Annotated in this window: 20 protein-coding genes, 2 tRNA genes and 1 pseudogene; 9 read left to right on the top strand and 14 right to left on the bottom strand. The window is 59.7% G+C overall.

From position 1 onward, the window contains the following. Window positions 1-131 precede the first annotated feature (131 nt). The 4 genes from ACYZT1_RS03235 (at window position 132) to ACYZT1_RS03220 (ending at window position 3,500) form a co-directional block, all read left to right on the top strand. Window positions 132-218 (top strand) — tRNA-Leu (locus ACYZT1_RS03235). A 167-nt stretch (window positions 219-385) separates the two neighbouring features. After that, window positions 386-472: transfer RNA gene (locus ACYZT1_RS03230), tRNA-Leu, on the top strand. 452 nt (window positions 473-924) lie between these two features. Further along, on the top strand, window positions 925-1,935 hold the full coding sequence (locus ACYZT1_RS03225; RefSeq protein WP_462017647.1) for an extracellular solute-binding protein: 1,011 nt from the start codon (window positions 925-927) through the stop codon (window positions 1,933-1,935). Continuing rightward, window positions 1,935-3,500, top strand: a complete 1,566-nt coding sequence (locus tag ACYZT1_RS03220) for an ABC transporter permease (protein WP_462017646.1) — start codon at window positions 1,935-1,937, stop codon at window positions 3,498-3,500. Before ACYZT1_RS03225 ends, ACYZT1_RS03220 begins: the two co-directional genes overlap by 1 nt. Before the next feature lie 30 nt (window positions 3,501-3,530). Here ACYZT1_RS03220 and ACYZT1_RS03215 read toward each other — a convergent pair whose 3' ends face one another. The 12 genes from ACYZT1_RS03215 to ACYZT1_RS03160 form a co-directional block, all read right to left on the bottom strand. Beyond that, the gene (locus ACYZT1_RS03215; RefSeq protein ID WP_462017645.1) at window positions 3,531-5,465 is read right to left on the bottom strand and encodes a methyl-accepting chemotaxis protein; all 1,935 of its coding nucleotides are present in this window, start codon (window positions 5,463-5,465) and stop codon (window positions 3,531-3,533) included. A gap of 150 nt (window positions 5,466-5,615) precedes the next feature. Further along, complete coding sequence (locus ACYZT1_RS03210; RefSeq protein WP_462017644.1) at window positions 5,616-6,905, bottom strand: adenylosuccinate synthase; 1,290 nt, start codon at window positions 6,903-6,905, stop codon at window positions 5,616-5,618. Between the two features lie 55 nt (window positions 6,906-6,960). Next, window positions 6,961-8,148, bottom strand: coding sequence for an ATP phosphoribosyltransferase regulatory subunit (locus ACYZT1_RS03205; protein ID WP_462017643.1), 1,188 nt, complete (start codon window positions 8,146-8,148; stop codon window positions 6,961-6,963). 312 nt (window positions 8,149-8,460) lie between these two features. After that, entirely contained in the window at window positions 8,461-9,330 is an 870-nt protein-coding gene (gene hflC / locus ACYZT1_RS03200) for a protease modulator HflC (RefSeq protein WP_462017642.1), read from the bottom strand. Next, the gene (gene hflK, locus ACYZT1_RS03195; RefSeq protein WP_462017641.1) at window positions 9,330-10,502 is read right to left on the bottom strand and encodes an FtsH protease activity modulator HflK; all 1,173 of its coding nucleotides are present in this window, start codon (window positions 10,500-10,502) and stop codon (window positions 9,330-9,332) included. The genes hflC and hflK overlap by 1 nt, the downstream gene beginning before the upstream one ends. A gap of 96 nt (window positions 10,503-10,598) precedes the next feature. Beyond that, complete coding sequence (gene hflX, locus ACYZT1_RS03190; protein WP_462017640.1) at window positions 10,599-11,900, bottom strand: ribosome rescue GTPase HflX; 1,302 nt, start codon at window positions 11,898-11,900, stop codon at window positions 10,599-10,601. Window positions 11,901-11,912: 12 nt separating this feature from the next. After that, on the bottom strand, window positions 11,913-12,173 hold the full coding sequence (gene hfq / locus ACYZT1_RS03185) for an RNA chaperone Hfq (RefSeq protein ID WP_007902656.1): 261 nt from the start codon (window positions 12,171-12,173) through the stop codon (window positions 11,913-11,915). Between the two features lie 94 nt (window positions 12,174-12,267). Then, window positions 12,268-13,239 (bottom strand): tRNA (adenosine(37)-N6)-dimethylallyltransferase MiaA, encoded by a 972-nt coding sequence (miaA, locus tag ACYZT1_RS03180; RefSeq protein ID WP_462017639.1) that lies wholly within the window; start codon window positions 13,237-13,239, stop codon window positions 12,268-12,270. After that, a complete protein-coding gene (gene mutL, locus ACYZT1_RS03175) occupies window positions 13,239-15,149 on the bottom strand; it encodes a DNA mismatch repair endonuclease MutL (protein WP_462017638.1) in 1,911 nt (636 codons plus the stop codon). The genes miaA and mutL overlap by 1 nt, the downstream gene beginning before the upstream one ends. Beyond that, a complete protein-coding gene (locus tag ACYZT1_RS03170; RefSeq protein ID WP_462017637.1) occupies window positions 15,146-16,573 on the bottom strand; it encodes an N-acetylmuramoyl-L-alanine amidase in 1,428 nt (475 codons plus the stop codon). The genes mutL and ACYZT1_RS03170 overlap by 4 nt, the downstream gene beginning before the upstream one ends. Then, a complete protein-coding gene (gene tsaE / locus ACYZT1_RS03165; RefSeq protein ID WP_462017636.1) occupies window positions 16,574-17,044 on the bottom strand; it encodes a tRNA (adenosine(37)-N6)-threonylcarbamoyltransferase complex ATPase subunit type 1 TsaE in 471 nt (156 codons plus the stop codon). It abuts the gene before it with no gap. Beyond that, on the bottom strand, window positions 17,032-18,531 hold the full coding sequence (locus ACYZT1_RS03160; protein WP_462017635.1) for an NAD(P)H-hydrate dehydratase: 1,500 nt from the start codon (window positions 18,529-18,531) through the stop codon (window positions 17,032-17,034). Before ACYZT1_RS03160 ends, tsaE begins: the two co-directional genes overlap by 13 nt. A 63-nt stretch (window positions 18,532-18,594) precedes the next feature. Between ACYZT1_RS03160 and queG the strand changes: the two genes are divergently transcribed. Then, window positions 18,595-19,659 (top strand): tRNA epoxyqueuosine(34) reductase QueG, encoded by a 1,065-nt coding sequence (gene queG, locus ACYZT1_RS03155; RefSeq protein ID WP_462017634.1) that lies wholly within the window; start codon window positions 18,595-18,597, stop codon window positions 19,657-19,659. Window positions 19,660-19,681: 22 nt separating this feature from the next. Here the strand turns inward: queG and ACYZT1_RS03150 are convergent, their stop codons facing one another. Both ACYZT1_RS03150 and orn read right to left on the bottom strand, forming a co-directional pair. Next, on the bottom strand, window positions 19,682-20,293 hold the full coding sequence (locus ACYZT1_RS03150) for a trimeric intracellular cation channel family protein (protein WP_462017633.1): 612 nt from the start codon (window positions 20,291-20,293) through the stop codon (window positions 19,682-19,684). A gap of 159 nt (window positions 20,294-20,452) precedes the next feature. Then, the gene (gene orn / locus ACYZT1_RS03145) at window positions 20,453-20,995 is read right to left on the bottom strand and encodes an oligoribonuclease (protein WP_462017632.1); all 543 of its coding nucleotides are present in this window, start codon (window positions 20,993-20,995) and stop codon (window positions 20,453-20,455) included. Between the two features lie 107 nt (window positions 20,996-21,102). On the opposite strand from orn, the gene rsgA reads away from it, so the two are divergent. The 4 genes and pseudogenes from rsgA (at window position 21,103) to ACYZT1_RS03125 (ending at window position 23,191) form a co-directional block, all read left to right on the top strand. Next, window positions 21,103-22,134, top strand: coding sequence for a small ribosomal subunit biogenesis GTPase RsgA (gene rsgA / locus ACYZT1_RS03140; protein ID WP_462017631.1), 1,032 nt, complete (start codon window positions 21,103-21,105; stop codon window positions 22,132-22,134). A gap of 210 nt (window positions 22,135-22,344) precedes the next feature. After that, window positions 22,345-22,473, top strand: coding sequence for a hypothetical protein (locus tag ACYZT1_RS03135; RefSeq protein ID WP_462017630.1), 129 nt, complete (start codon window positions 22,345-22,347; stop codon window positions 22,471-22,473). A 2-nt stretch (window positions 22,474-22,475) separates the two neighbouring features. Then, window positions 22,476-22,598 (top strand): annotated as a pseudogene (locus ACYZT1_RS03130) (caspase family protein); the annotation flags it as partial. A gap of 107 nt (window positions 22,599-22,705) precedes the next feature. Continuing rightward, complete coding sequence (locus ACYZT1_RS03125; RefSeq protein WP_462019177.1) at window positions 22,706-23,191, top strand: toll/interleukin-1 receptor domain-containing protein; 486 nt, start codon at window positions 22,706-22,708, stop codon at window positions 23,189-23,191. Window positions 23,192-23,396 lie beyond the last annotated feature (205 nt).

Raw genomic sequence — 23,396 nt, 5'->3', positions numbered from 1 at the left:
ATCGACGCCCGGATGCTGATTTAAAGACCACTGGTAAAAATTTCAAGGTTTTTTTGATGCCGGGGGTTTACAGTTAAAATGACGCTCCGTATAGTGCGCGCCATTGACGACGCAGACGCGTTGCCGATACTGCCCAGATGGTGAAATTGGTAGACACGCCAGCTTCAGGTGCTGGTGACCGCAAGGTCGTGGAAGTTCGAGTCTTCTTCTGGGCACCAATTTCGAGCTTGAGATTAGATCAATTTCAAGACTCATACAAAAACCCGCGAAAGCGGGTTTTTTGCATTCCCGGCTGCTGATTTATTAAAACCAAATCAGGGGTTTACAGATCAAAATGCGCTCCGTATAGTGCGCCACATCAACAGCGGCAACGCTTGCGATAAATGCCCAGATGGTGAAATTGGTAGACACGCCAGCTTCAGGTGCTGGTGACCGCAAGGTCGTGGAAGTTCGAGTCTTCTTCTGGGCACCAATTCAAATTCAAGATTCCGATCTTGAGTTTCCCGAAAACCCGCGAAAGCGGGTTTTTGTGTTTCTGGCGTTCAGAAATCCTTAAGCCACCCATTTCCTGTAGAAAAAGGCTTTTGTGGCGAGGGGGCTCGCCCCCGTTCGGCTGCGAAGCAGTCGCCGTCCTGAAATGCGGGCACCCACCTGGACGAGGGTCGCTTCGCGACCCAACGGGGGCAAGCCCCCTCACCACAGCAAGCCCCCTCACCACAGCAAGCCCCCTCGCCACAGCAAGCCCTACTCGCCACAGCAAGCTCCCTCGCCAGCAAGCCCCCTCACCACAGCAAGTGCCCTCGCCACAGGGTTCAGCGTCAACCTCGCAGCGACACTCCCCAGCCTCGCAAAGCGCACTTGAGAAACAATATCGTTTATGATTGTTTCAAAGTATTGCAATGTGACAAGTGAGGAACCCTGCGAATGATGTTTCGAAATACCCTGCGCCGCGGCCTGAGCATTACCCTGCTCGGCCTGGCCATCGCTTCCCCCCTTACCCAGGCGGCCGATCCGGTTTCGCTGACACTCTATAACGGTCAACACAAGGAAGTCGGCGACGCCGTCGCCAAGGCGTTCGAAGCCAAGACCGGCATTCACGTCAACGTGCGAAAAGGCAGCAGCAACCAGCTCGCCAGCCAAGTCGTCGAAGAAGGTGATCGCTCCCCCGCCGACGTTATCTACACCGAAGAATCGCCTCCCTTGAACAAGCTCGGCGAACAAGGCCTGCTGGCCCAGACCGATGCCGCCACCCTCGCCGTCCTGCCAAAGGACTACGTTGCCGGCAATGGCACCTGGATCGGTATCACCGCGCGCGTTCGCGTGGTTGCGTTTAATCCAAATCTGATCGACGAAAAAGATCTGCCAACATCGGTGATGGAATTCTCCGACCCTAAATGGCAAGGCAAGGTTGGCTTCGTGCCCACCAGCGGCGCGTTTCAGGAACAGGCCGTGGCAATCATCAAAGTGCACGGCAGAGACGCTGCTGAAGAATGGCTGACCGGCCTGCGCGCGTTCGGCAAGACTTACAGCAACAACATGGTTGCCCTCAAGGCTGTGGAAAACGGCGAAGTCGCGACCGTGCTGGTGAACAACTACTACTGGTTTGCCCTGCAGCGCGAAAAAGGTCAGCTCGATTCGAAACTGCACTACTTCACCGGCGGTGACGTCGGCGGATTGATCACTGTCTCCAGCGCAGCCGTGCTGAAATCCAGCAAGCACCCTAAAGAAGCCCAGCAGTTTCTTGCCTACATGGCCAGCGAAGAAGGTCAGCGCGTGATCACCCAGACCACCGCCGAATACCCGCTGCACAAAGGCATGGAATCGGATCGCGGCCTCAAGCCGTTCAGCGAGCTCCAAGCGCCGAAAGTCACTCCGGCAGACCTCGGCAACGCCGAAGAAGCCCTGGACCTGGAACGTGACGTTGGCTTGAACTGATGAGCGTATCGTTGTCCGCCCCCGCCACGCGCGGGAGTGAAGTGCCACGGCCCAAGCGGCCCTCCATTTGGCTGGTGCTGCCGGTTTTGTTGCTGGTCATGCTCAGCCTGTTGCCGCTCGCCTACGTCGGACTGAAAACCTGGCAAGCAGGCTGGGCTGAAGCCGTGCATCTGTTGTGGCGACCGTATGTGTTCGGTTTGTTGCGCAATACGCTGGCGTTGATGATCGGCGTAACCGTCGCCTGCGGCGTGATCGGTCTGTCGCTGGCCTGGTTGCTGGAGCGCAGCAACTTACCGGGTCGGCGGATCTGGGGCGTGATTCTTTGCCTGCCGTTTGCGGTCCCGGCATTTGTCAGCAGTTTTACCTGGGTATCCCTGAGCGCGAACTTCGAGGGCCTGGGAGGGGCGATCCTGGTGATGACCCTGTCCAAGTACCCGCTGATTTTTCTGCCGGTCGCGGCGACCCTGCGCAATCTTGATCCTTCGCTGGAAGAGTCGGCCCGCACGCTGGGGCATAATCGTGTCGGCGTGTTTTTCCGCGTCACCCTGCCACTGCTCTGGCCGTCGTTGCTGGCAGGTTCACTGCTGATTGCGCTGCACATGCTGGTGGAATTCGGCGCATTGTCGATCATTGGCCTGCAAACCTTCACGACGGCAATTTATCAACAGTTCGAACTGGAATTCAGCAACGCCAATGCGGCGATGTTGTCGGCGGTGCTCTTGGCGCTGTGCCTGATGCTGCTGTGGTTTGAATTGCGGCTTCGCGGCAAGGGCCGACATGTGCGCACCGGCCAAGGCGCGGCACGGCGTGCGGCGCAAGTGCAACTGGGGCCTTGGGCTGCCGCCGCGCAGCTTTACTGCCTGGTGCTCGCCATCATTGGCAGCGGTGTGCCGCTGGGGATGTTGGCGTATTGGCTGGCGGTCGGTTCGTCCGCGGCGTTTCCGGTGGCGGCGATCAGCGAAGCGCTGCTGTCGTCTCTGGCATTGTCGCTGGGCGGCGCGGCGCTGTGTCTGGTGCTCGCTGTACCGGTCGGATTACTGGTGGTGCGCTACAAAGGGCGATTGGCGATCTGGGCCGAGCGCTTGCCGTATCTGCTGCATGCGCTGCCCGGGCTGGTAATTGCGCTGACGTTGGTGTATTTCGCCCTGCACTATGTGCCGGTGCTGTACCAGACTTCGGCCTTGTTGTTGATTGCCTATGCATTGTTGTTTTTACCGCTGGCTCAGGCCCCTGTCCGCACGGCGCTGAACAAGGCGACGCCGCAGCTCGAAGAAGCGGCCCGCACGCTGGGCGCATCGTCTTTCACCGCGTTCTGCCGGGTGACGTTGCCGATTATTTTCCCGGCACTGGGTGCGGCATTTGCACTGGTGTTTCTGGATGCGATGAAGGAGCTGACGGCGACGCTGCTGCTGAGTCCGACCGGGCTGAACACGCTGGCGACAGAGGTGTGGGCGCATACCGCGAATGTCGAGTTTGCGGCGGCGGCGCCCTATGCGGCGTTGTTGATATTGGTGTCGGGGTTGCCGGTTTATCTACTGACGACGCGGATGTATCTGAGCCGCTGATAAAAGATCGCAGGCTGCGATCTTTTGATCTTAAGCCCTGAACTGCCCCAGACTCGCCTTTAACTGCGCCGCCAAACCATCCAGCACTTTGCCACTGGCCGTGGTTTCCACCACCGCCTGAGCCGCCTTCTCGGCCTGGGCATGAATCGTCTCGACCCGACCGCGCACCGCCTGCGCACCTTGCGCCTGATGCGCCGCGGCCTGCGTCGCCAGACCAATCGCCGCATGCACCTGCTCGACCGACACCTGCACCGACTGCTGCAACCGCGCACTGTCACGCAAAACAAGCAGCCCTTCGCTGGCCTGACGCCCGGCCTGTCCAATTGCCGCCACCGCTTCCCGCGCCCCTTGTTGCAACGCGACAATGTGCGCCTGAATGTCGCCGGTGGAGCTTTGCGTCTTGCTTGCCAACGCCCGCACCTCATCCGCTACCACAGCGAATCCACGACCGGTCTCGCCGGCACGCGCCGCTTCGATGGCGGCGTTCAGCGCCAGCAAGTTGGTTTGCTCGGCGATTCCGTGAATCACCGTCAACACCACTTCAATCTGTTCACTTTGCTGCGCGAGCCGCTCGATGACTTTCGCCCCGGTATCGACCTGCCCGGCCAATGCCTCAATCAAACTGCCGACCTTCGCCGACGTCCGGGTGTTTTCATCTGTGGCCGAGCGAATGTCCACGACCTGCTGCAAGGCTGCCTGCATGGCGTGACTTTCAGACTGGGCTTCATCCGCCATCTGCGACAGGGCGCGCAGACTTTCCGCCACTTCGTCGCGCTGCATGCCGGCCGCCGCATCGGCTCCAGCATTGCGCAACGTCATGGCACCGATTTCAACGCCGGTACGCTGAGCCACATCGCCCGCCTCGCGCACGATCGGCTGCAACTTGTCCACAAAGCGATTGACCGCCGACGCCATGTCACCGATTTCATCCTTGCTGTTGATCTGTACGCGCTTGGTCAAGTCGCCTTCGCCAGCGGCCAGATCGTCCATTGCAGCGATCAGCATTTTCAGACGATTGACCACGCGACGGCCGAGCACCACGGCCAGCAACAGCAACACGCCCAAACCGACCAGCGCCAGGCCCATGCCGATACGCCAGCGCAAGGTTGTTGCCGCTTCCTGAACGGTGTCGGTGGTATTGACTTGCATTTGGGAGGCGGTGGCTTGCGCCGATGTCAGACGCGCGCGCATCGCGGTGGCGCTGTCAGCGGCAGCTCCCTTGAGGCTGTCCCCGACCAGCTGATCGCTGCTGGCGATCAACGCCGAGAAACGCTTGTCCAGCGCCGCCAGATCGGTCTCGACGGAAGCCGTGGAGACCCCCATCAAGACCTTGCCGATTTCCACGCCGTTAGGGTTGATCGACGCTTCAAGGTAATAAACCGATGGATCGTTTTTCGCCGCGTCGAGGACTTTGTCCAGCGCTCGCTCACCCTGGCCTTTTTCCAGAAGCGCCTTGTTGATCGGGTTTTCCCGGTTCAGATAACGGGTCAAATGCTGTCCGGTCGCGTCGTCGTAGACCACGAATAACACGTTGGGATTACGCTGCGCCCTGCGGGCGAATTCGGACAGGGTGGGCACGTCGCTGTCCCACATGGCACGAGGCGCGACCGAGGCCAGCAGCTGCGCCATATCGTTGGCGGAATCCTTCAGGTCCTTTTCCAGCGTCGCCCGCAGTTGCGCCTGCTCGTCCTTCAAACGCGAGGACAACCCGGCAGTCAGACGCTGGCGGGTGTTGGTCGAGAGTGCGTCCAGGCTCGAGGTCACTTCGCGCCCAGCCTGTTCCAGTTCCCCGGACAGCTTTTGACTGTCGGCACCCAGTCGCACACCCAGATCGGCTTCCAGTGCAGTCACCGTGCTCCGGGTCAGAGCGACCGCCACCAGCACCTGCACCAAAAGAGCGATACCAAGCGTAACGAACACAGGTCGCAACAAACGGCTTTGTAACAATGAGAGAACGGCTGACACGTGGAATCCCTCGGCTTTGGCGCCATTAAATTGATGGCACGCTGGTAGCGATGCTTTTATTCAACATCACAGCAAAGGTCATGCCGTCCGGAGGGCAGATACGACAAAGGGCCCAATCAAGGGCCCTTTGTCTTTTACATCAACAGCTTATTAAGCGAACGGGTGCCGCAGAACGATGGTTTCGTTGCGATCGGGGCCCGTCGAAATAATGTCGATCGGCGCACCGATCAGCTCTTCAACACGCTTGATGTAGGCACGCGCGTTGGCTGGCAGCTCTTCCAGGGTTTTGGCACCCACGGTCGACTCGGTCCAGCCCGGCACTTCTTCATACACAGGTTGCAGACCGGCGTAGCTGTCGGCGTCAGTCGGGGCAACATCATTACCTTCTGCATCTTTATAGCCGATGCAGATGTTGATGGTTTCCAGACCGTCGAGTACATCCAGCTTGGTCAGGCAGATGCCCGAGATGCTGTTCACATCGATAGCGCGACGCAGGATAACGGCGTCGAACCAGCCGCAACGACGGGCACGGCCGGTCGTCGCGCCGAACTCGTGACCTTGCTTGGCCAGGTGCGCGCCTACGTCGTCAAACAGCTCAGTCGGAAAAGGACCCGAACCTACGCGAGTGGTGTAAGCCTTGGTGATGCCCAGGATGTAGTCCAGGAACATGGGGCCAACGCCCGAACCGGTAGCAACGCCACCCGCAGTGGTGTTGGAGCTGGTCACGTACGGATAAGTACCGTGGTCGATGTCGAGCAACGAGCCCTGGGCGCCTTCGAACATGATGTCTTTGCCGGCGCGACGCAGGTCGTGCAACTCGGCCGTCACGTCCAGCATCAGCGGCTTGAGCAGCTCGGCGTATGCTTTACATTCAGCCAGGGTCTTGTCGAATTCAATGGCTGGCTCTTTGTAATAACCCACCAGCATGAAGTTGTGGTAATCCACCAGTTCACGCAGCTTGTCTTCAAACCGAGGCATGTTGAGCAGGTCGCCAACACGCAAGCCACGACGCGCAACCTTGTCTTCGTAGGCCGGGCCGATGCCGCGACCGGTGGTACCGATCTTCAGCTCGCCACGGGCCTTTTCACGGGCTTGGTCCAGCGCAACGTGGAAGGACAGGATCAGCGGGCAGGACGGGCTGATGCGCAGACGCTCGCGCACCGGTACGCCTTTCTCCTCCAGCTTGATGATTTCCCGCAGCAGCGCGTCGGGTGCAACCACCACGCCGTTACCGATCAGGCACTGCACGCCTTCGCGCAGCACGCCCGAGGGGATCAGGTGCAAAACGGTTTTTTCGCCGTCGATCACCAGCGTGTGACCCGCGTTGTGGCCACCCTGGTAGCGCACTACGGCGGCAGCATGTTCGGTCAGCAGATCAACGATCTTGCCTTTGCCCTCATCACCCCATTGGGTGCCCAGGACTACGACATTCTTACCCATAACACTTGTCCTCATTCGCGCAAACTTGGTGCCGGCCACGGGCCGACAGGAAAACTCAAGAAGCCAGTGGCGAGACTTGCCACAGCCCGTTCTGCTGAATCAATTGCCGGTCGCAGTCCGCTTCACGGGCGGCGGCCAAAGGTTGTCCAGGCAAGGCCTGAACCACACGCTGACCCTCACTGCGCAACTGGCAAACCTGCTGCCAGAGTGTTGCATCCGTACTGTCCGGCACCCAGATACCGCCAGACGGTAGCTCGATATCAGCACGCCCCAGGGTCACCAGGGTTTTCAAATCGGTGGAAAAACCGGTTGCCGGCCGCGCGCGACCGAAGTCGGCGCCGATGTCGTCGTAACGACCGCCCTGAGCGATGGACTGGCCAACACCCGGCACGAACACGGCAAACACTACACCGGTGTGATAGTGGTAGCCGCGCAGCTCGCCCAGATCGAAATACAGCGACAGCTCCGGAAAACGCACGGACAAACGCTCGGCAATCGCCAGCAAATCGTCCAGGGCTGCCAGCACAGGTGCCGGCGCATCGGCCAGACGATCACGCGCCGCGGCCAGTACCTCACGACCGCCACACAGATCGACCAACGCCCGCAGCATGCCCGACAGATCGGCAGGTAGGCCTTCGGTCAAGGTAATGACCTCGTCGATGGCCTTGCGTTGCAATGCGTCGAACAACTGCTGCTCGACTTCACCGGACAAACCGGCGGCGCGGGCCAGGCCGCGATAAATGCCGACATGGCCGAGGTCCATGTGCACATCAGGCACATCGGCCAGTTGCAGCATGGCCAGCATCAAGCTGATGACTTCCACGTCGCTGCTCGGGCTCGCATCACCATACAACTCGGCACCCAACTGAATCGGGCTGCGCGAGGACGACAAGGCGCGCGGCTGAGCGTGCAGCACACTGCCGGCGTAGCACAGGCGACTCGGGCCTTCGCGACGCAGAGTGTGCGCATCGATGCGCGCCACCTGCGGCGTGATGTCGGCACGGAAGCCCATCTGCCGGCCTGATTGCGGGTCGATGACCTTGAAAGTACGCAAATCGAGGTCCGAGCCCGCGCCGGTCAGCAGGGATTCGAGGTACTCGATATGGGGAGTCACGACAAACTCGTAACCCCAGCTCTGGAACAGATCCAACACCTGGCGGCGCGCTACTTCAATACGCGCCGCTTCCGGTGGCAGCACTTCTTCGATGCCATCTGGCAGCAGCCAGCGGTCTACCGTTGCCATTACGCCATTCCCCTATGATCCGGGCAGCAAGCCTTTGGGCGAGCCTTGAGTGAAGCAGAAAATGATCGGCCCATGAGCAAACCACGCGCATGAACAACGCGGCAAAAAACCTGAATCGGCTTCGCCAACCACTTTCCTCGAAAAACCTGTCGAGTCATTCAACCCGGTCGCCTGCATGTACAGCAATCAAACATGCAGACGCAAAAAAGCCGGGAATTTCCCGGCTGCCGCATCATACACCCGTTTTCCCAAAGGATCACCCCGCCCGAGGTTTTAGCCGCCAGGCGGGGGACATTTCAGGTCACAGGATTATCAAGGTTTGGCTTTTTCCAGGTAACGGAAGAAGTCGCTGCTTGGGTCAAGGACCATGACGTCGGATTTGTTCGCGAAGCTTTCACGGTAGGCGCGCAGACTACGGTAGAAACCATAGAACTCCTGATCCTGACCGTATGCGTTGGAGTAGATCGCAGCAGCCTGGGCATCACCGTCACCGCGAACCTCTTCGGATTCACGATAGGCTTCAGCCAGCAGCACGCGGCGTTGACGATCGGCGTCGGCACGAATGCCTTCCGCCAGCTCGTTACCCTTGGCGCGGTGCTCACGAGCTTCACGCTCACGCTCGGAGCTCATGCGCTCGAACACGCTACGGTTCACTTCCTTTGGCAGATCGATGGCTTTGACCCGAACATCAACCACTTCGATGCCCAGCTCTTTTTCCGCCATCTTGTTCAGTGAAGCCGTAATATCGGTCATCAGCGCATCACGCTCACCGGACACCACTTCGTGCAGCGTGCGCTTACCGAACTGGTCACGAAGACCCGATTCCAGACGACGCGACAGACGCTCATCGGCGATCTGCTTCAGACCGGATGTCGCAGTGTAGTAACGCTCTGCGTCCTTCACGCGCCATTTGGCGTAGGCATCGACCATGACGGCTTTCTTTTCCAGCGTCAGGAAGCGTTGCGTCGGTGCATCCAGCGTCATCAGGCGTGCGTCGAATTTACGCACCTGGTTAACGTAAGGCACTTTCACATGCAGGCCCGGCTGAACGTCGGCCTGAACCACGCGACCAAATTGCAGCAGCACCGCACGCTCGGTCTGAGCCACGATGTAGAAGCAATTCCAGGCTGCAATCGCCAGAACGACGACAACAATTAGAGTGATCAGCGATTTATTGCTCATCAGCGACTCTCCCTGGTACGTGCCGGCTGTTGTTGCAGATCAGCTGCGGCACGTGCATTCGCTTCATTGCTGGTGGCTGCCGCACCGCTCACGGGAGCAGTGGTGTTGCGACCACTTTCGACCATCTTGTCCAGCGGCAAGTACAGCAGATTGTTCTGGCCATTCTTGTTGCCGGTCACGAGAACCTTGCTGGTGTTGCTGAAGACTTCCTGCATGGTGTCCAGATACAGACGCTCGCGGGTGACTTCAGGGGCCTTGCGATACTCGCTCACCAGTTTGGTAAAGCGATCGGCTTCACCCTTGGCACGCGAGACGGTTTCATCGCGATAACCGTTGGCATCCTCGAGGATGCGCTGGGCCTGACCACGGGCTTCCGGCACGACGCCGTTGGCATAGGTTTCCGCCTGGTTACGCGAACGCTGCTCGTCTTCACGGGCGCGAATCACGTCATCGAAGGCTTCCTGCACTTCACGCGGTGCCGCTGCGCTCTGTACGTTGACCTGGGTGACGGTGATACCGGTGCGATAGGTATCCATGAAGCGTTGCAGACGCTCCTTGATTTCGCTGGCCATCAACTCACGACCTTCGGTCAGTACCTGATCCATGGCGGTGGAACCCACCACATGGCGCAAGGCACTTTCGGTCGCGTGCTGCAGACTGATTTCCGGCTGATCAACGCTCAGCACAAAGTCCTGCAGGTTGCTGATTCTGTACTGCACGGTCAGCGGCACTTCGACGATGTTCTCGTCTTCAGTCAGCATTTGACCTTGCTTGGTGTAGGCCCGCTCACGCGTGACGTTTTCCATGTACTTGCGATCGATCGGCGGGAAATAGATGTTCAGACCCGGGCCAACCGTTTCGTAGTACTTACCGAAGCGCAGCACGACGGCTTGCTCCTGCTCGTCGACAACGTAGACCGCGCTGTACAGCCATACGGCCGCCAATACGACAAGAGCGATGCCGAGCAGACCGCCGAAGCCGCCACTCCTGCCCGAACCACCGCCATCGTCACCCCGTTTCTTACCACCACCGAACAACCCGTTCAGGCTTTCCTGCAGCTTTCGGAAGGCCTCGTCGAGATCCGGTGGTCCCTTGCGGTCGCCGTTATTGCGGCGCTTGCCACCCCAAGGATCCTGATTATTCGAGTTGCCACCCGGCTCATTCCAAGCCATAGCGCTCTCCATCTGATAAAGCAAAGACGCACCCACGGCGCGCCGACCAATGCTACAGAATGCCTGTCACCACGGCACAACCGCTTTCTCAGGCTTTTATTGCAAAGTGTGTTGCTCGATGAATTCCATCGGCTGCAATCCCTCGCGGCTCACCAGTCGATTCAACTCGATGCGTGGCAAACGAACGGCCAGCAGGCAGATGCCTTCTTCGTCGTGTTCTTCTTTCTGTACCGCACCCAACTCGAAAAACTGCGCACGCAGTCGAGCAAAACGTTGTGGCAAGCGCAGGGTGCCAATGAACAACTCACTGCCCAGCAACTCGGAAATGGCTTGTTCAAGCAATTCCAGACCACTGCCATCACGCGCCGACAGCCACACCCTAAGGGGTTTGCCGTTTTCGTCGCGCTGGATTTGTGGCTCGACGCCTTCTAGCAAATCGAGTTTGTTATAGACCTCAAGGATCGGCAAGTCCTGAGCACCAATCTCACCCAGCACCACCATAACCTGCTCGATCTGCAACATGCGATCCGGTTCGGCCGCATCGATCACGTGCAGCAGCAGATCGGAGTTGCTCGACTCTTCGAGAGTCGATCGAAATGCCTCAACCAGCTTGTGCGGCAAGTGACGAATGAAACCCACGGTGTCGGCCAGGACAATTGGCCCCAGGTCGTTTAATTCAAGACGGCGCAAGGTCGGGTCCAGCGTGGCGAACAGCTGGTCAGCCGCATACACGTCAGATTTCGTCACGTTGTTGAACAGCGTGGATTTACCGGCGTTGGTATACCCCACCAGCGACACGGTAGGGATATCCGCACGCGTGCGGCCACGGCGCGATTGTTCGCGCTGGCTGCGCACTTTTTCCAGGCGGGCCTTGATCTGTCGCAAGCGAACCCGCAGCAAACGGCGGTCGGTTTCCAGTTGGGTTTCACCCGGGCCCCGCATGCCGATACCGCCACCTTGACGCTCAAGGTGAGTCCAGCCGCGAACCAGCCGGGTGCTCATGTGGTCAAGCTGGGCCAGTTCGACCTGGAGCTTGCCTTCATGAGTACGGGCGCGCTGGGCAAAAATATCGAGAATCAGACCGGTACGGTCGATCACGCGACACTCGAAAACACGTTCGAGGTTACGTTCCTGACTGGGTGTGAGGACGTGATTGAAGATCACCAGGTCTGCCTTTTCGGCATGGACCAGATCGCGCAATTCCTCGACCTTGCCGCTGCCGATCAGGAACTTGGCGGTAGGCCGATGACGCGGCACGTTGAAAAACGCAACGGTCTCGGCGCCGGCCGAATTAGCCAATTCCTGAAACTCCTGCGGATCTTCGCGCGCCTCAGGGTCCTGTCCATCCAAGTGAACGAGGATTACTCGCTCACCACCACCGTGGCGCTCAAAGAACAAAGGAGACTCCTATCAGGCGTTACCTGGCTCAGCGTCACCGGCTTCGGATTCGGTTGCGCTAGGCAGACGAATTGGACGAACCGGCACCACTGTAGAGATAGCGTGTTTGTAAACCATCTGGCTGACGGTGTTTTTCAGCAGGATAACGAACTGGTCGAAGGACTCGATCGTGCCTTGCAGTTTGATCCCGTTGACCAGGTAGATGGAAACCCCCACTTTCTCTTTACGTAAAGTATTCAAGTAAGGGTCTTGTAGCGAATGCCCTTTTGACATGTGCCGCACTCCTTTAAGGATTCAATATAAAAAATAGGTAAACAGATGGCTTGTGACCGTCACACCCCCAAGGATAGACGGCAATTGCAAGGACTCAGCTCAATATGGAGATGGTCCCCAGGTATTTCAAGGCGCGCGGCAGATTGTCGCAATCCAGACTGTCCAGCCAATGCAAGTCAGCCCAACTGCGCAGCCAGGTGAACTGGCGCTTCGCCAATTGGCGCGTGGCAATGATTCCACGCTCCTGCATCTCGGCTTGCGTCAGCTTGCCATCCAGGTAGTCCCAGACTTGTCGGTAGCCTACCGCACGTATAGACGGCAACCCTGAATGCAGGTCACTCCGCTCACGCAGGGCTACGACCTCGTCAATGAATCCCTGTTCCAACATTACAGTGAATCTTTGTTTAATTCGCTCGTGCAATACCTGGCGATCTGTCGGAGCAATGGCCAGGTTCGCGACAGTATAGGGTAATTGTTGCAGTCCCGAAGCGGCTGCTTCGGTACTTTGCGCACTTTGTCTGCGCCGCAGCTCGGTCATGCTCTGACCACTCACGCGATAAACTTCCAGGGCCCGACTGAGGCGCTGGGGATCATTGGGATGAATACGCGCAGCAGAGACCGGGTCGATGGCCGCCAATTGCGCATGCAGGGCTTGCCAGCCATGGCGTGCGGCTTCTTCTTCGATCTGTGCACGCACCTGGGCATCGGCGGCCGGCATGTCCGCCAGACCTTCGACCAACGCCTTGTAATAGAGCATCGTGCCGCCCACCAACAGCGGAATCTTGCCGCGCGCGGTGACCTCGGCCATCGCTTGAAGGGCATCTCTACGGAAATCGGCCGCCGAATAACTCTCTGCCGGATCCAGAATGTCGATCAGGCGATGTGGAAATTGGGCCAGAAGTTCTTTCGAAGGTTTGGCCGTGCCGATGTCCATGTCGCGATAAACCAGTGCCGAGTCGACACTGATCAACTCGCACGGCAGAACTCTCGTCAGTTCGATGGCCAGATCGGTCTTGCCCGCCGCAGTCGGGCCCATCAGGAAAATCGCAGGAGGGAGCTGGCTCATCAACGACCGCGCAGGAACAGTTTGTCCAGATCGTCCAGGCCCAACTGGGTCCATGTCGGTCGGCCGTGGTTGCATTGACCGCTGCGCTCGGTATTTTCCATATCGCGCAGCAGACCGTTCATTTCCGGCAAGGCCAGTCGCCGATTTGCCCGAACCGCGCCATGGCAGGCCATGGTGCCGAGCAGCTCGTTAAGATGAGCCTGAATTCGATCGCTGGTGCCGTACTCCATCAAATCTGCCAGAACGTCGCTCACCAGCCGATTGGCCTCTGCCTGCTTGAGCAACGCAGGAATCTGGCGAATCGCCAATGTCTCGGGGCCGAGCCGCTGCAACTCGAAACCCAGGCGTTGAAACCAGGCGATGTTTTCTTCGGCGCAATCGGCTTCGCGCTGACTGACGGCCAGGGATTCCGGTACCAGCAGCGGCTGACCGCTCAGACCTTCGCTGGCCATGGCAATTTTGAGGCGCTCGTACATGATCCGCTCGTGGGCGGCGTGCATGTCCACCAGCACCAGGCCCTGAGCGTTCTCGGACAGAATATAGATGCCCTTGAGCTGCGCCAGTGCATAACCCAGCGGCGGAATATCGTCTTGCCCGGCCGGCAGCGCTACGGCGTTGGCTTCAGGCAGCGGAGCGAAAAACTCCCGGTACGCCGCTTGGGCCTCCGCAACGGGAACGCCGGATTGCGGCTGCGGCTTGTACTGATACTGGTAACCGGCGCCGGCACCCGAGCCTGCCGCCGTGTTGAACGACGGTTGAGCCTGAGGATGCTCCAGCAGCGCATTGGCGGCCAGGCGCATTTCGCCTTGCGGACCAAATTCACCCGCCTCGGCCCCGGTCGGCCGAACGATGGCCGTCGCGATCGGCGCGGCCAGATGATCGTCCGGGCGCACATCGCCCAAGGCGCGGTGTAACGTCCCGTAAAGAAAATCGTGAACCATGCGTCCGTCACGGAAGCGCACTTCGTGCTTGGTTGGGTGCACGTTGACGTCAACGCCGGCCGGATCCACTTCGAAAAACAGCACGAACGTAGGATGGCGCCCATTGAACAGCACATCGCGATAGGCCTGGCGCACCGCGTGGGCGACAAGTTTGTCGCGCACCGCACGGCCGTTAACAAAGAAATACTGCAAGTCGGCCTGGCTGCGGTTGAACGTCGGCAAACCGACCCAGCCCCACAAATGCAGACCATTGCGTTCGATCTCGATCGGCAACGCCTGCTCGAGAAACCCTGAACCGCAAATCGCCGCCACACGCCGGGCGCGAGCCGCATCGTCGTGGGCTTCATGCAGGCTGAGGATGGTCTTGCCGTTGTGACGCAAGTGAAACGCCACGTCGAAGCGCGCCAGCGCCAGACGTTTGATGACCTCTTGCAAGTGATCGAATTCGGTTTTTTCGGTCTTGAGAAACTTGCGTCGCGCCGGGGTGTTGAAGAACAGATCGCGCACTTCCACCGACGTACCGACCGGATGTGCGGCCGGCTGTACCCGAGGCGCCATGTCACGGCCTTCGGTCTCCACCTGCCAGGCCTGCTCGGCTTCACGGGTGCGCGAGGTCAGGGTCAGGCGTGCGACAGAGCTGATCGATGCCAGGGCTTCACCGCGAAAACCCAGGCTCATGACCTGCTCAAGGTCTTCCAGGTTGCGAATCTTGCTGGTGGCGTGACGCGCCAGGGCCAGCGGCAAATCATCGGCAGAAATGCCGCTGCCATCGTCGCGCACCCGCAGCAGCTTGACGCCGCCCTGCTCGACATCGACGTCGATACGTCTGGCGCCGGAATCGAGGCTGTTTTCCAGCAGCTCCTTGATCACCGAAGCCGGGCGTTCGACCACCTCGCCCGCCGCGATCTGGTTCGCCAGTCGCGGGCTGAGCAGCTCTATGCGAGCGCCGTTGATGACCACTTGATTCATTCTTTGGCCGCCAGCTCGGCGCCGGGAATAGTCAGGTGCTGACCAGCTTTCAAGTCGTCGCTTTTCAGATTATTGGCGCTGCGCAGCGACGCCGGTGAGACTTGATAGCGCACGGCAATCATCGCCAGCGTCTCGCCCGGATTCACCCGGTGATCGCGCGGGCCTTGGGCAATGCCCCCGGAATCACGCAACCAGGCGATATACGTGCCCGGTGGCGGATTTTGCTGGAAGAACTGACGCACACCGCTGCTGATCGAACGGGCCAGCGCCTGCTGATGGCTCGCGGCTGCCAGTTTCGAGGCTTCGTTGGCGTTGGAGATAAACCCGGTTTCCACCAGAATCGATGGGATGTCCGGTGACTTCAGCACCATGAACCCCGCCTGTTCCACGCGCTGTTTGTGCAACGGCGTAACCCGACCGATGTTGGTCAGGACTTTCTGGCCGACGTTGAGGCTGGAGGTCAGGGAGGCGGTCATCGACAGGTCGAGCAACACGCCGGCCAGCATACGGTCCTTGTCATCGAGGCTGACGTTGCCAGCACCACCGATCAGGTCGGAACGGTTTTCGCTGTCGGCCAGCCAACGGGCCGTTTCCGAAGTGGCGCCGCGATCAGACAAGGCGAACACCGATGCCCCGAAGGCTGCCTTTGAAGGCGCCGCATCGGCGTGAATCGAGACGAACAGATCGGCGCCCTTCTTGCGCGCGATTTCCGTACGGCCGCGCAGGGGGATGAAGTAGTCGCCGGTGCGGGTCAGTTCGGCGCGGAAGCCTTTAATCCCGTTGACCTGCCGCTGCAGCTCACGAGCGATCGCCAGCACCACGTCTTTTTCGCGCTGACCACGAGAGCCCGAGGCGCCCGGGTCTTCACCGCCGTGACCGGCATCGATGACAACAACGATATCGCGCTTGCCGGCCGGGGCTGGCGGCAGTTTGACCGGCGGATCAATCGGGGTGACCGGCACCGGAGCAACTTTGGCGACATTGGTCGGCACCGGAATCGGCGCGGCATCGGCGGCATTGTCGAACAGGTCGACCACCAGGCGATTGCCGTACTGCGCGTTCGGCGCCAGGCTGAAGCTTTTCGGCGTGACGGCTTTTTTCAGGTCGATGACCACGCGCAGGTCGGTCGGCGTACGCTGCGCCGAGCGCATGGCGGTAATGGGTGTGTTCGAGGCGTTGACGTTCAGGGGAGCGCCAAGGCTGGCGCCGTTGATGTCGATGACCAGCCGATCGGGTGACGTCAGGGTAAAGACGCTGTGCTGCACCGGCCCTGTCAGGTCAAACACCAGCCGTGTGTTGTCGGGCGCCCGCCACAAGCGAACACTGTTGACCTTCGTCTCGGCCACAGCATCGACGGTCACCGCCAAAAACAACAACCCTACGGCAGCTACCATCGCGCGAAAGCGCATACCTGACCCCATCATTTAATTGGATTCCAATGCCAAAGCGGCACACCACGACTCGCCACGCGAGCCCTGGGACAAAATTTTCAGCGACCGGCCGCTGTCTTGCGGGCTAATGGTAATGGTCAGGTCGGGCTTTGGCAAAAAGCCTGCACCCTTCTGGGGCCATTCGATCAAGCACAAGGCGTCATCTTCAAAGTAGTCGCGGATGCCCAGGAACTCGAGTTCTTCAGGATCGACCAGTCGATAAAGGTCGAAATGGAAGGCGCGGATGTCGCCGATTTCGTAAGGCTCGACCAACGTGAACGTCGGACTTTTTACCGCGCCCACATGCCCCAAACCCCGGATAATGCCCCGCGACAGCGTGGTTTTGCCTGCGCCCAGATCCCCTTCAAGAAAAATCAGACCGTGCCCTTCGGTGGTTTTCGCGATACGCGTGCCAAACGCGGTCATCGCCTCTTCATCGGCCAGATACAGGATTACTTCAGACACGGTGCTTGCTCCTCCAACAACTGACGAATGGCTGGAATCAAATCACTGGCCGCCAGCCCACGGCCCGATTTACCTTGCTGCGCGCCGGCATTGGCATGCAACCAGACGCCCAGACACGCCGCCTCGAACGCAGCCATGCCCTGAGCGCGCAGAGCACCGATCAGCCCGGCGAGGACATCGCCCAAACCGGCGGTCGCCATGGCGGGATGCCCCTGATGACACACTGCCAGACGCCCGTCGGGACTGGCAATCAGGCTGCCGGCTCCTTTCAAGACCACCACAGCTGCATACTTTTTGCTCAGCGCATGGGCCGCAGCCGGGCGGTCGGCCTGCACCTCGGCCGTCGATATCCCCAGTAACCGCGACGCTTCGCCCGGATGCGGGGTGATCACGCAATCCTTGGACAGGCGAGCGAACTGTTCAGACAACAGATTCAGCGCGTCGGCATCCCAGACTTGCGGCAGCGGGGCATTGGCCGCGGCCGACAACAGGCTGCGCCCCCAAGCCCCCTGCCCCAGACCCGGGCCGACGACTAATACGGATACTTTGTCGAGCAAACCCATCAACTGATTGGCCGAGGAGGTGCCGAGCACCATGGCTTCGGGAATTCTGGCCAGCGCGGCCGCCACGTGTTCACTGCGAGTGGCGACCGATACCATGCCGGCGCCACTGAGCAAGGCACTTTGCGCGCTCAGCAGGATGGCGCCACCGAAACCGCGATCGCCGCCGATCAACAATACGTGGCCAAATTGACCTTTATGAGCAGTCGCCTCACGAGCCGCCAGACGAGGCAGATTGCTGAATGTCAGACGACGGGCATTGATGTCGATCCCGCTCAAATGCTCCGCCTCGGCTTGCAGATCATTGAATACCAGCTCGCCGGTCACATCCGCCGCATCGCCGGTGAACAGGCCGACCTTCAGACCAATAAACGTCACAGTCAAATCAGCCCGAACCGCTGCACCGAGCAAGCGACCGGTGTCGGCACACAGGCCCGAAGGAATATCCACAGCCGCCACCGGCAAGCCGCTGGAATTGATCGCTGCGATCACGCTGGCGTACGGCTCTCGAACCTCACCACTCACACCGATGCCCAGCAACGCGTCCAGAACAATACCGCGCAATTGGGCCTGCGCACTCCACGTTTGAACGACGACACCTTCGGCCAGCGCTTCGGCGTGAGCCCGCGCTGCATCACCTTGCAAACGCTGCGGCTCACCCGCCGCCAGCACCCGCACGTGCCAACCGGCCCGCTGTGCTAAAAGCGCCACAAGATAACCATCGCCGGCATTGTGGCCATGCCCGGTCACCACACTCAATTCGTTTGCCGTCGGCCACTGACGCACCAGCGCCCGCCAGGTCGCGCGCGCGGCACGCTGCATCAGTTCGAAGCCCGGCGTGCCGGCCGCGATCAGGCTCGCATCGATGGCGCGGACTTGCGCGGCACTGTACAGCGCGTCGGGTAAATCATCTTTAGTGTGCGGCATGCGTCTTCGGGCTCCGATGTCTGGCAGAATTATACGCACCTCAGCTCCGGTTTCTCTCGCCTCATGCCCGCTATTACCACAGACCTGCCCGCCCTCGCCCAATCCGTCAAGGACTGGGGCCGCGAGCTGGGCTTTCAGCAAGTCGGCATCAGCGGCCTCGACCTCGCCGAGCATGAGCAGCATTTGCAGCGCTGGCTCGATGCCGGCTACCACGGCGAAATGGACTACATGGGCGCCCACGGCACCAAGCGTTCGCATCCAGAAGAACTGGTTCCGGGCACGTTGCGCGTGGTTTCCCTGCGCATGGATTACCTGCCGGGCGACACCGAAATGGCCAAACGCCTGGCAGAACCGGAAAAAGCCTACGTCTCGCGTTACGCCTTGGGCCGCGATTACCACAAATTGATCCGTAAACGCGTGCAACAACTGGCAGAGAAGATTCAAGCCGTGATCGGTCCATTCGGCTACCGCGCGTTTGTCGACAGTGCGCCGGTACTGGAAAAAGCCATCGCCGAGCAGGCCGGGCTCGGATGGATTGGTAAAAACACTTTGGTATTGAATCGCAAGGCCGGCAGCTATTTTTTCCTCGCCGAACTGTTCGTCGATCTGCCACTGCCGGTGGATCCGCCGCACAGCAGCGAACATTGCGGCCGCTGCACCGCGTGCCTGGATATCTGCCCGACAAACGCCTTCGTTGGCCCCTATGTGCTTGACGCTCGGCGCTGCATTTCCTACCTGACCATCGAACTGAAAAGCGCGATCCCCGAAGACTTGCGGCCCTTGATCGGCAATCGGGTATTTGGCTGCGACGATTGCCAGATCGTTTGCCCGTGGAACCGCTTCGCCCGCCCTACCGGGGAGACCGACTTCAAGCCACGGCACAATCTGGACAATGCCGGGTTAGCGCAATTGTTCATGTGGGATGAAGAAAAGTTTTTGAGCAGCACCGAAGGCTCGCCGTTGCGCAGAGCCGGTTATGAACGCTGGCTGCGTAATCTGGCGGTGGGGCTGGGCAATGCGCCATCGAGCATTCCAGTGCTGGAAGCGCTCAAGGCCCGGCGCGACTATCCCTCAGAATTGGTCCGCGAACACGTCGAGTGGGCCCTCAAACAACACGGACTTTTGTAGCAGCTGCAAGGGACGAGTCGGGTCAGGTTTCGTCGTTGTAAACGAACTTGGGCATTTCCCAATGGAACCGGATCGCCAGCAGGCGCAACAGGAAGCCACCGAACAGGGTCACCAGAATCGCCTGTTCGCCCGGTAATTGCAGATGGAGACACAGCATGTAACACCACGCGGCGGCAAACGAGACGCTGGCGTAGAGTTCGCGACGGAAGATCAGCGGAATGTCGTTGCAGAAGATGTCTCGCAAGATGCCACCGAAGACACCGGTGATCACGCCGCTGACCGACGCCACCAGCATGCCGTGGCCCATCTCCAGTGCGGTCATGCAACCGATCAACGTGAACGCCACCAGCCCAACGGCATCGAGCACGAGAAACAACGAGCGCAGATGGCGCATCCAGCGCGCAGCGAACACGGTGAACATCGCTGCAATGGACGTCAGCACCAGGTATTCCGGGTGTTTGACCCAGGTCAGCGGGTAGTGCCCCAGCAGCACGTCGCGGACCGATCCCCCACCCAGTGCGGTGATGCAGGCAATCAGCACCACACCAAACCAGTCCATGCCGCGGCGCCCGGCAGACAGGGCGCCGGTCATGGCTTCGGCGGTGATGGCGATCAGGTAGAGCATCAGCAGCATGGCGGCGATCCTTGCGGGAAGGCGCGCAGTCTAGCCATTTCGGTGTGGCACCAAAAGAGGGCGTTACACCCAGTCACACCCTTGCAGGAGCCTGCTTGCTCGCGAAGAGGCCGTTGAGGACACCATCGTCAAGCCGGCTCCTGCAATCCGTATCTGCATTCAGAATTTGATGAAATGCTTGCGGTAATGCTGCAGTTCGGCAATCGATTCACGGATGTCGTCCAGTGCCAGGTGCGTGCTGCCCTTCTGGAAACTGTCGCGCACGTCCGGCGCCCAGCGAGCGGCGAGCTCCTTCAAGGTCGAGACGTCGAGATTGCGGTAGTGGAAGTAGCTTTCCAGCGATTTCATGTGGGTATAAAGGAAGCGACGGTCCTGGCAGATGCTGTTGCCGCAGATGGGCGACTTGCCCTTCGGCACCCACTTCTCCAGGAAAGCGATGGTCTCGGCTTCAGCGTCGGCCATGCTGATGCGGCTGTCCCGCACGCGTTGAGTCAGGCCTGAGCCGCCATGTTGACGGGTATTCCATTCGTCCATGCCCGCGAGGATTTCGTCGCTGTGGTGAATGGCAATCACCGGACCTTCGGCCAGGGTGTTCAGGTCGCTGTCGGTCACAATGGTGGCCATCTCGATGATGACGTCGGTATCAGGGTTCAGACCGGTCATTTCCAGGTCGATCCAGATCAGATTCTGCGGGTTTTGCATGTGTCGGCTCCTAGGCAATGCTGCGCAGTTTAGCCTAGGCAAGTGGCCGGGCGTGCTAAACTCGCGGCCGTTTTATCCAATCGCTGCATTCTTGATACGGAACACCCATGGCCAAACGCCAACTCAATCGTCGTCAAAACTGGCGCATCGAAAAAATTCAGGGCGAGCGCGCTGCCCGCGCCGCCAAACGCGAGTCCTCGGCTGTCGAGGCACTTGAGGGCGGCGACCTGGGCCCGGAACAGACCGGCCTGGTGATCGCGCACTTTGGTGTGCAAGTCGAGGTTGAAGCGCTAGAAGGCGAACTGGCCGGCCAGGTTTCCCGCTGCCATTTGCGCGCCAACCTGCCGGCGCTGGTCACCGGCGATCAGGTGGTCTGGCGTGCCGGCAACCAGGGCATCGGCGTGATCGTGGCGCAACTGCCGCGTAAAACAGAGCTGCGCCGACCGGATAGCCGTGGCCAGCTCAAGCCGGTGGCGGCCAACGTCGACATGATCGTCATTGTCTTCGCGCCCTTGCCAGAACCGCACGCCAACCTGATCGACCGCTACCTGGTCGCCGCCGAGCACGCCGGCATTCGCCCGCTGCTGTTGCTGAACAAATTCGACCTGATCGACGAGCAAAACGCTCCTGCGTTGAATGCCTTGCTGGCGGTTTACCGCACGTTGGGTTATCCGGTGCTGGAAGTCTCGGCGCACCACGGCAATGGCATGGAGCAACTTCAAGAGCAACTGGACGGGCGCATCAGTGTGTTCGTCGGGCAGTCCGGCGTCGGCAAGTCGTCGTTGGTCAACAGCCTGCTGCCAGAAGTCGAAACCCGCGTTGGCCCCTTGTCCGAGCTGTCCGGCCAGGGCACTCACACCACGACAACCGCGCGCCTGTTCCACTTCCCCGGTGGCGGCGAGCTGATCGACTCCCCGGGTATCCGCGAATTCGGCCTGGGCCATGTCAGCCGCGCCGACGTCGAAGCGGGTTTCATCGAGTTCAACGACCTGATCGGCACCTGCCGCTTCCGTGACTGCAAGCACGACCGCGAACCTGGTTGTGCCTTGCTCAAAGCGCTGGAAGAAGGCCGTGTACAACAGCAACGAATGAACAGTTACCGCTCGATCATCGCCAGTTTGCCTGAAAGCAGCTATTAAACAGACGCACTTGCCGCCTCGACACCGACGAGGCGGCGAGTTGCCTGTTATCTCCTGGCCGTTGCCCACTCTTCAAACGTCAGAGCCGTCTGTAGGACGAGCGTCTGTTTTCCTGTAAGGCAATTCTCTTTATTCGCCCTGGCCTTGTGGCGATCTTCCAACTGCATACATTCAGTCCCTCTTCGCACTTGGCGAGACCGAGGGAAAGCCATGCAGACCTGTCATTTGTTCATCAGTCATTCGTGGAATAACGCCACCAAACACGACCGGCTGATCGAAATGCTCACCGATAACACCAAAAGCACCGTCAATGCCATTGAACAGCACACGGCGGTGTAACCATGCGCAAAGGACTGTTCATCGGTATCAACCATTACGCCCATGTAACGCCAGTGAGCGGTTGCACCAACGATGCGATGGCTATGGCCTCCGTGTTGGAGCGCCACGCCAACGGACGCCCCAACCCGTTCGACCCCAGCTACGAACCGACGGTCGCCAATTTCGACCCCGACAGCGGTGAAATCTTCAGCCAGCTGCAATAGTGCAACCGCCACATCAAGGGACACTTCTGATGCCAGTGTTTATCAGCTACCGCCATACCGACCGCAAATACGCGTTAACCATCAACGATCGCCTGGTGCGGGCGAACATCAAAACTTATCTGGATGTGCTGGATACCGAATCCCAACACACCGACGACATCACGGCCGTGATCACACGCAATATCACCGAATGCACGCATTTGCTGGCGGTGGTGTCGAACGAGACGGCGCAATCGTGGTGGGTGCCATTTGAAATCGGTGAGGCGACCATCAGTAATCGCAGGATTTGTTCGTTCAAGATTGGTCATAGCGACCTGCCGCTGTACCTCGATAAATGGCCGACGCTGAGCGGTGAGGCGGATATCAATTTTTTTATTGACGCTTATCGTGAAGAGACGCTGTCCAGCCGCTCGATGGGGCTGGAATCGTTTAGCGAGTCGATTCGCAGTGTGTATAAGCGAGATGCCGATGTGTTTCACGACAATCTGAAAAGACGGATTCGGCGGGGGTTTTGATGGTTGGATCCAGGTCGGAGTGTGTACATATGGAAATTGATCCTGATCTGGCTGTTGATCTTGATCTGCCGCGTCGGAAGGCCGAGCGCAGGACCGGAGCGAGGGTACCCTGAGCCTGAGCGAAGGGCCGTACGTCAGCGGCGCAAGCGCTTGGTTACTTGGGGCCGGGCCGCGTAGGCGTTTCCAAGTGACCCGCTGTAAAAGC

This window comes from Pseudomonas sp. PB3P13, from assembly GCF_054897735.1.
Note: the sequence above shows the minus strand (reverse complement) of the source record. Positions and strands in the feature narration are given on the sequence as shown.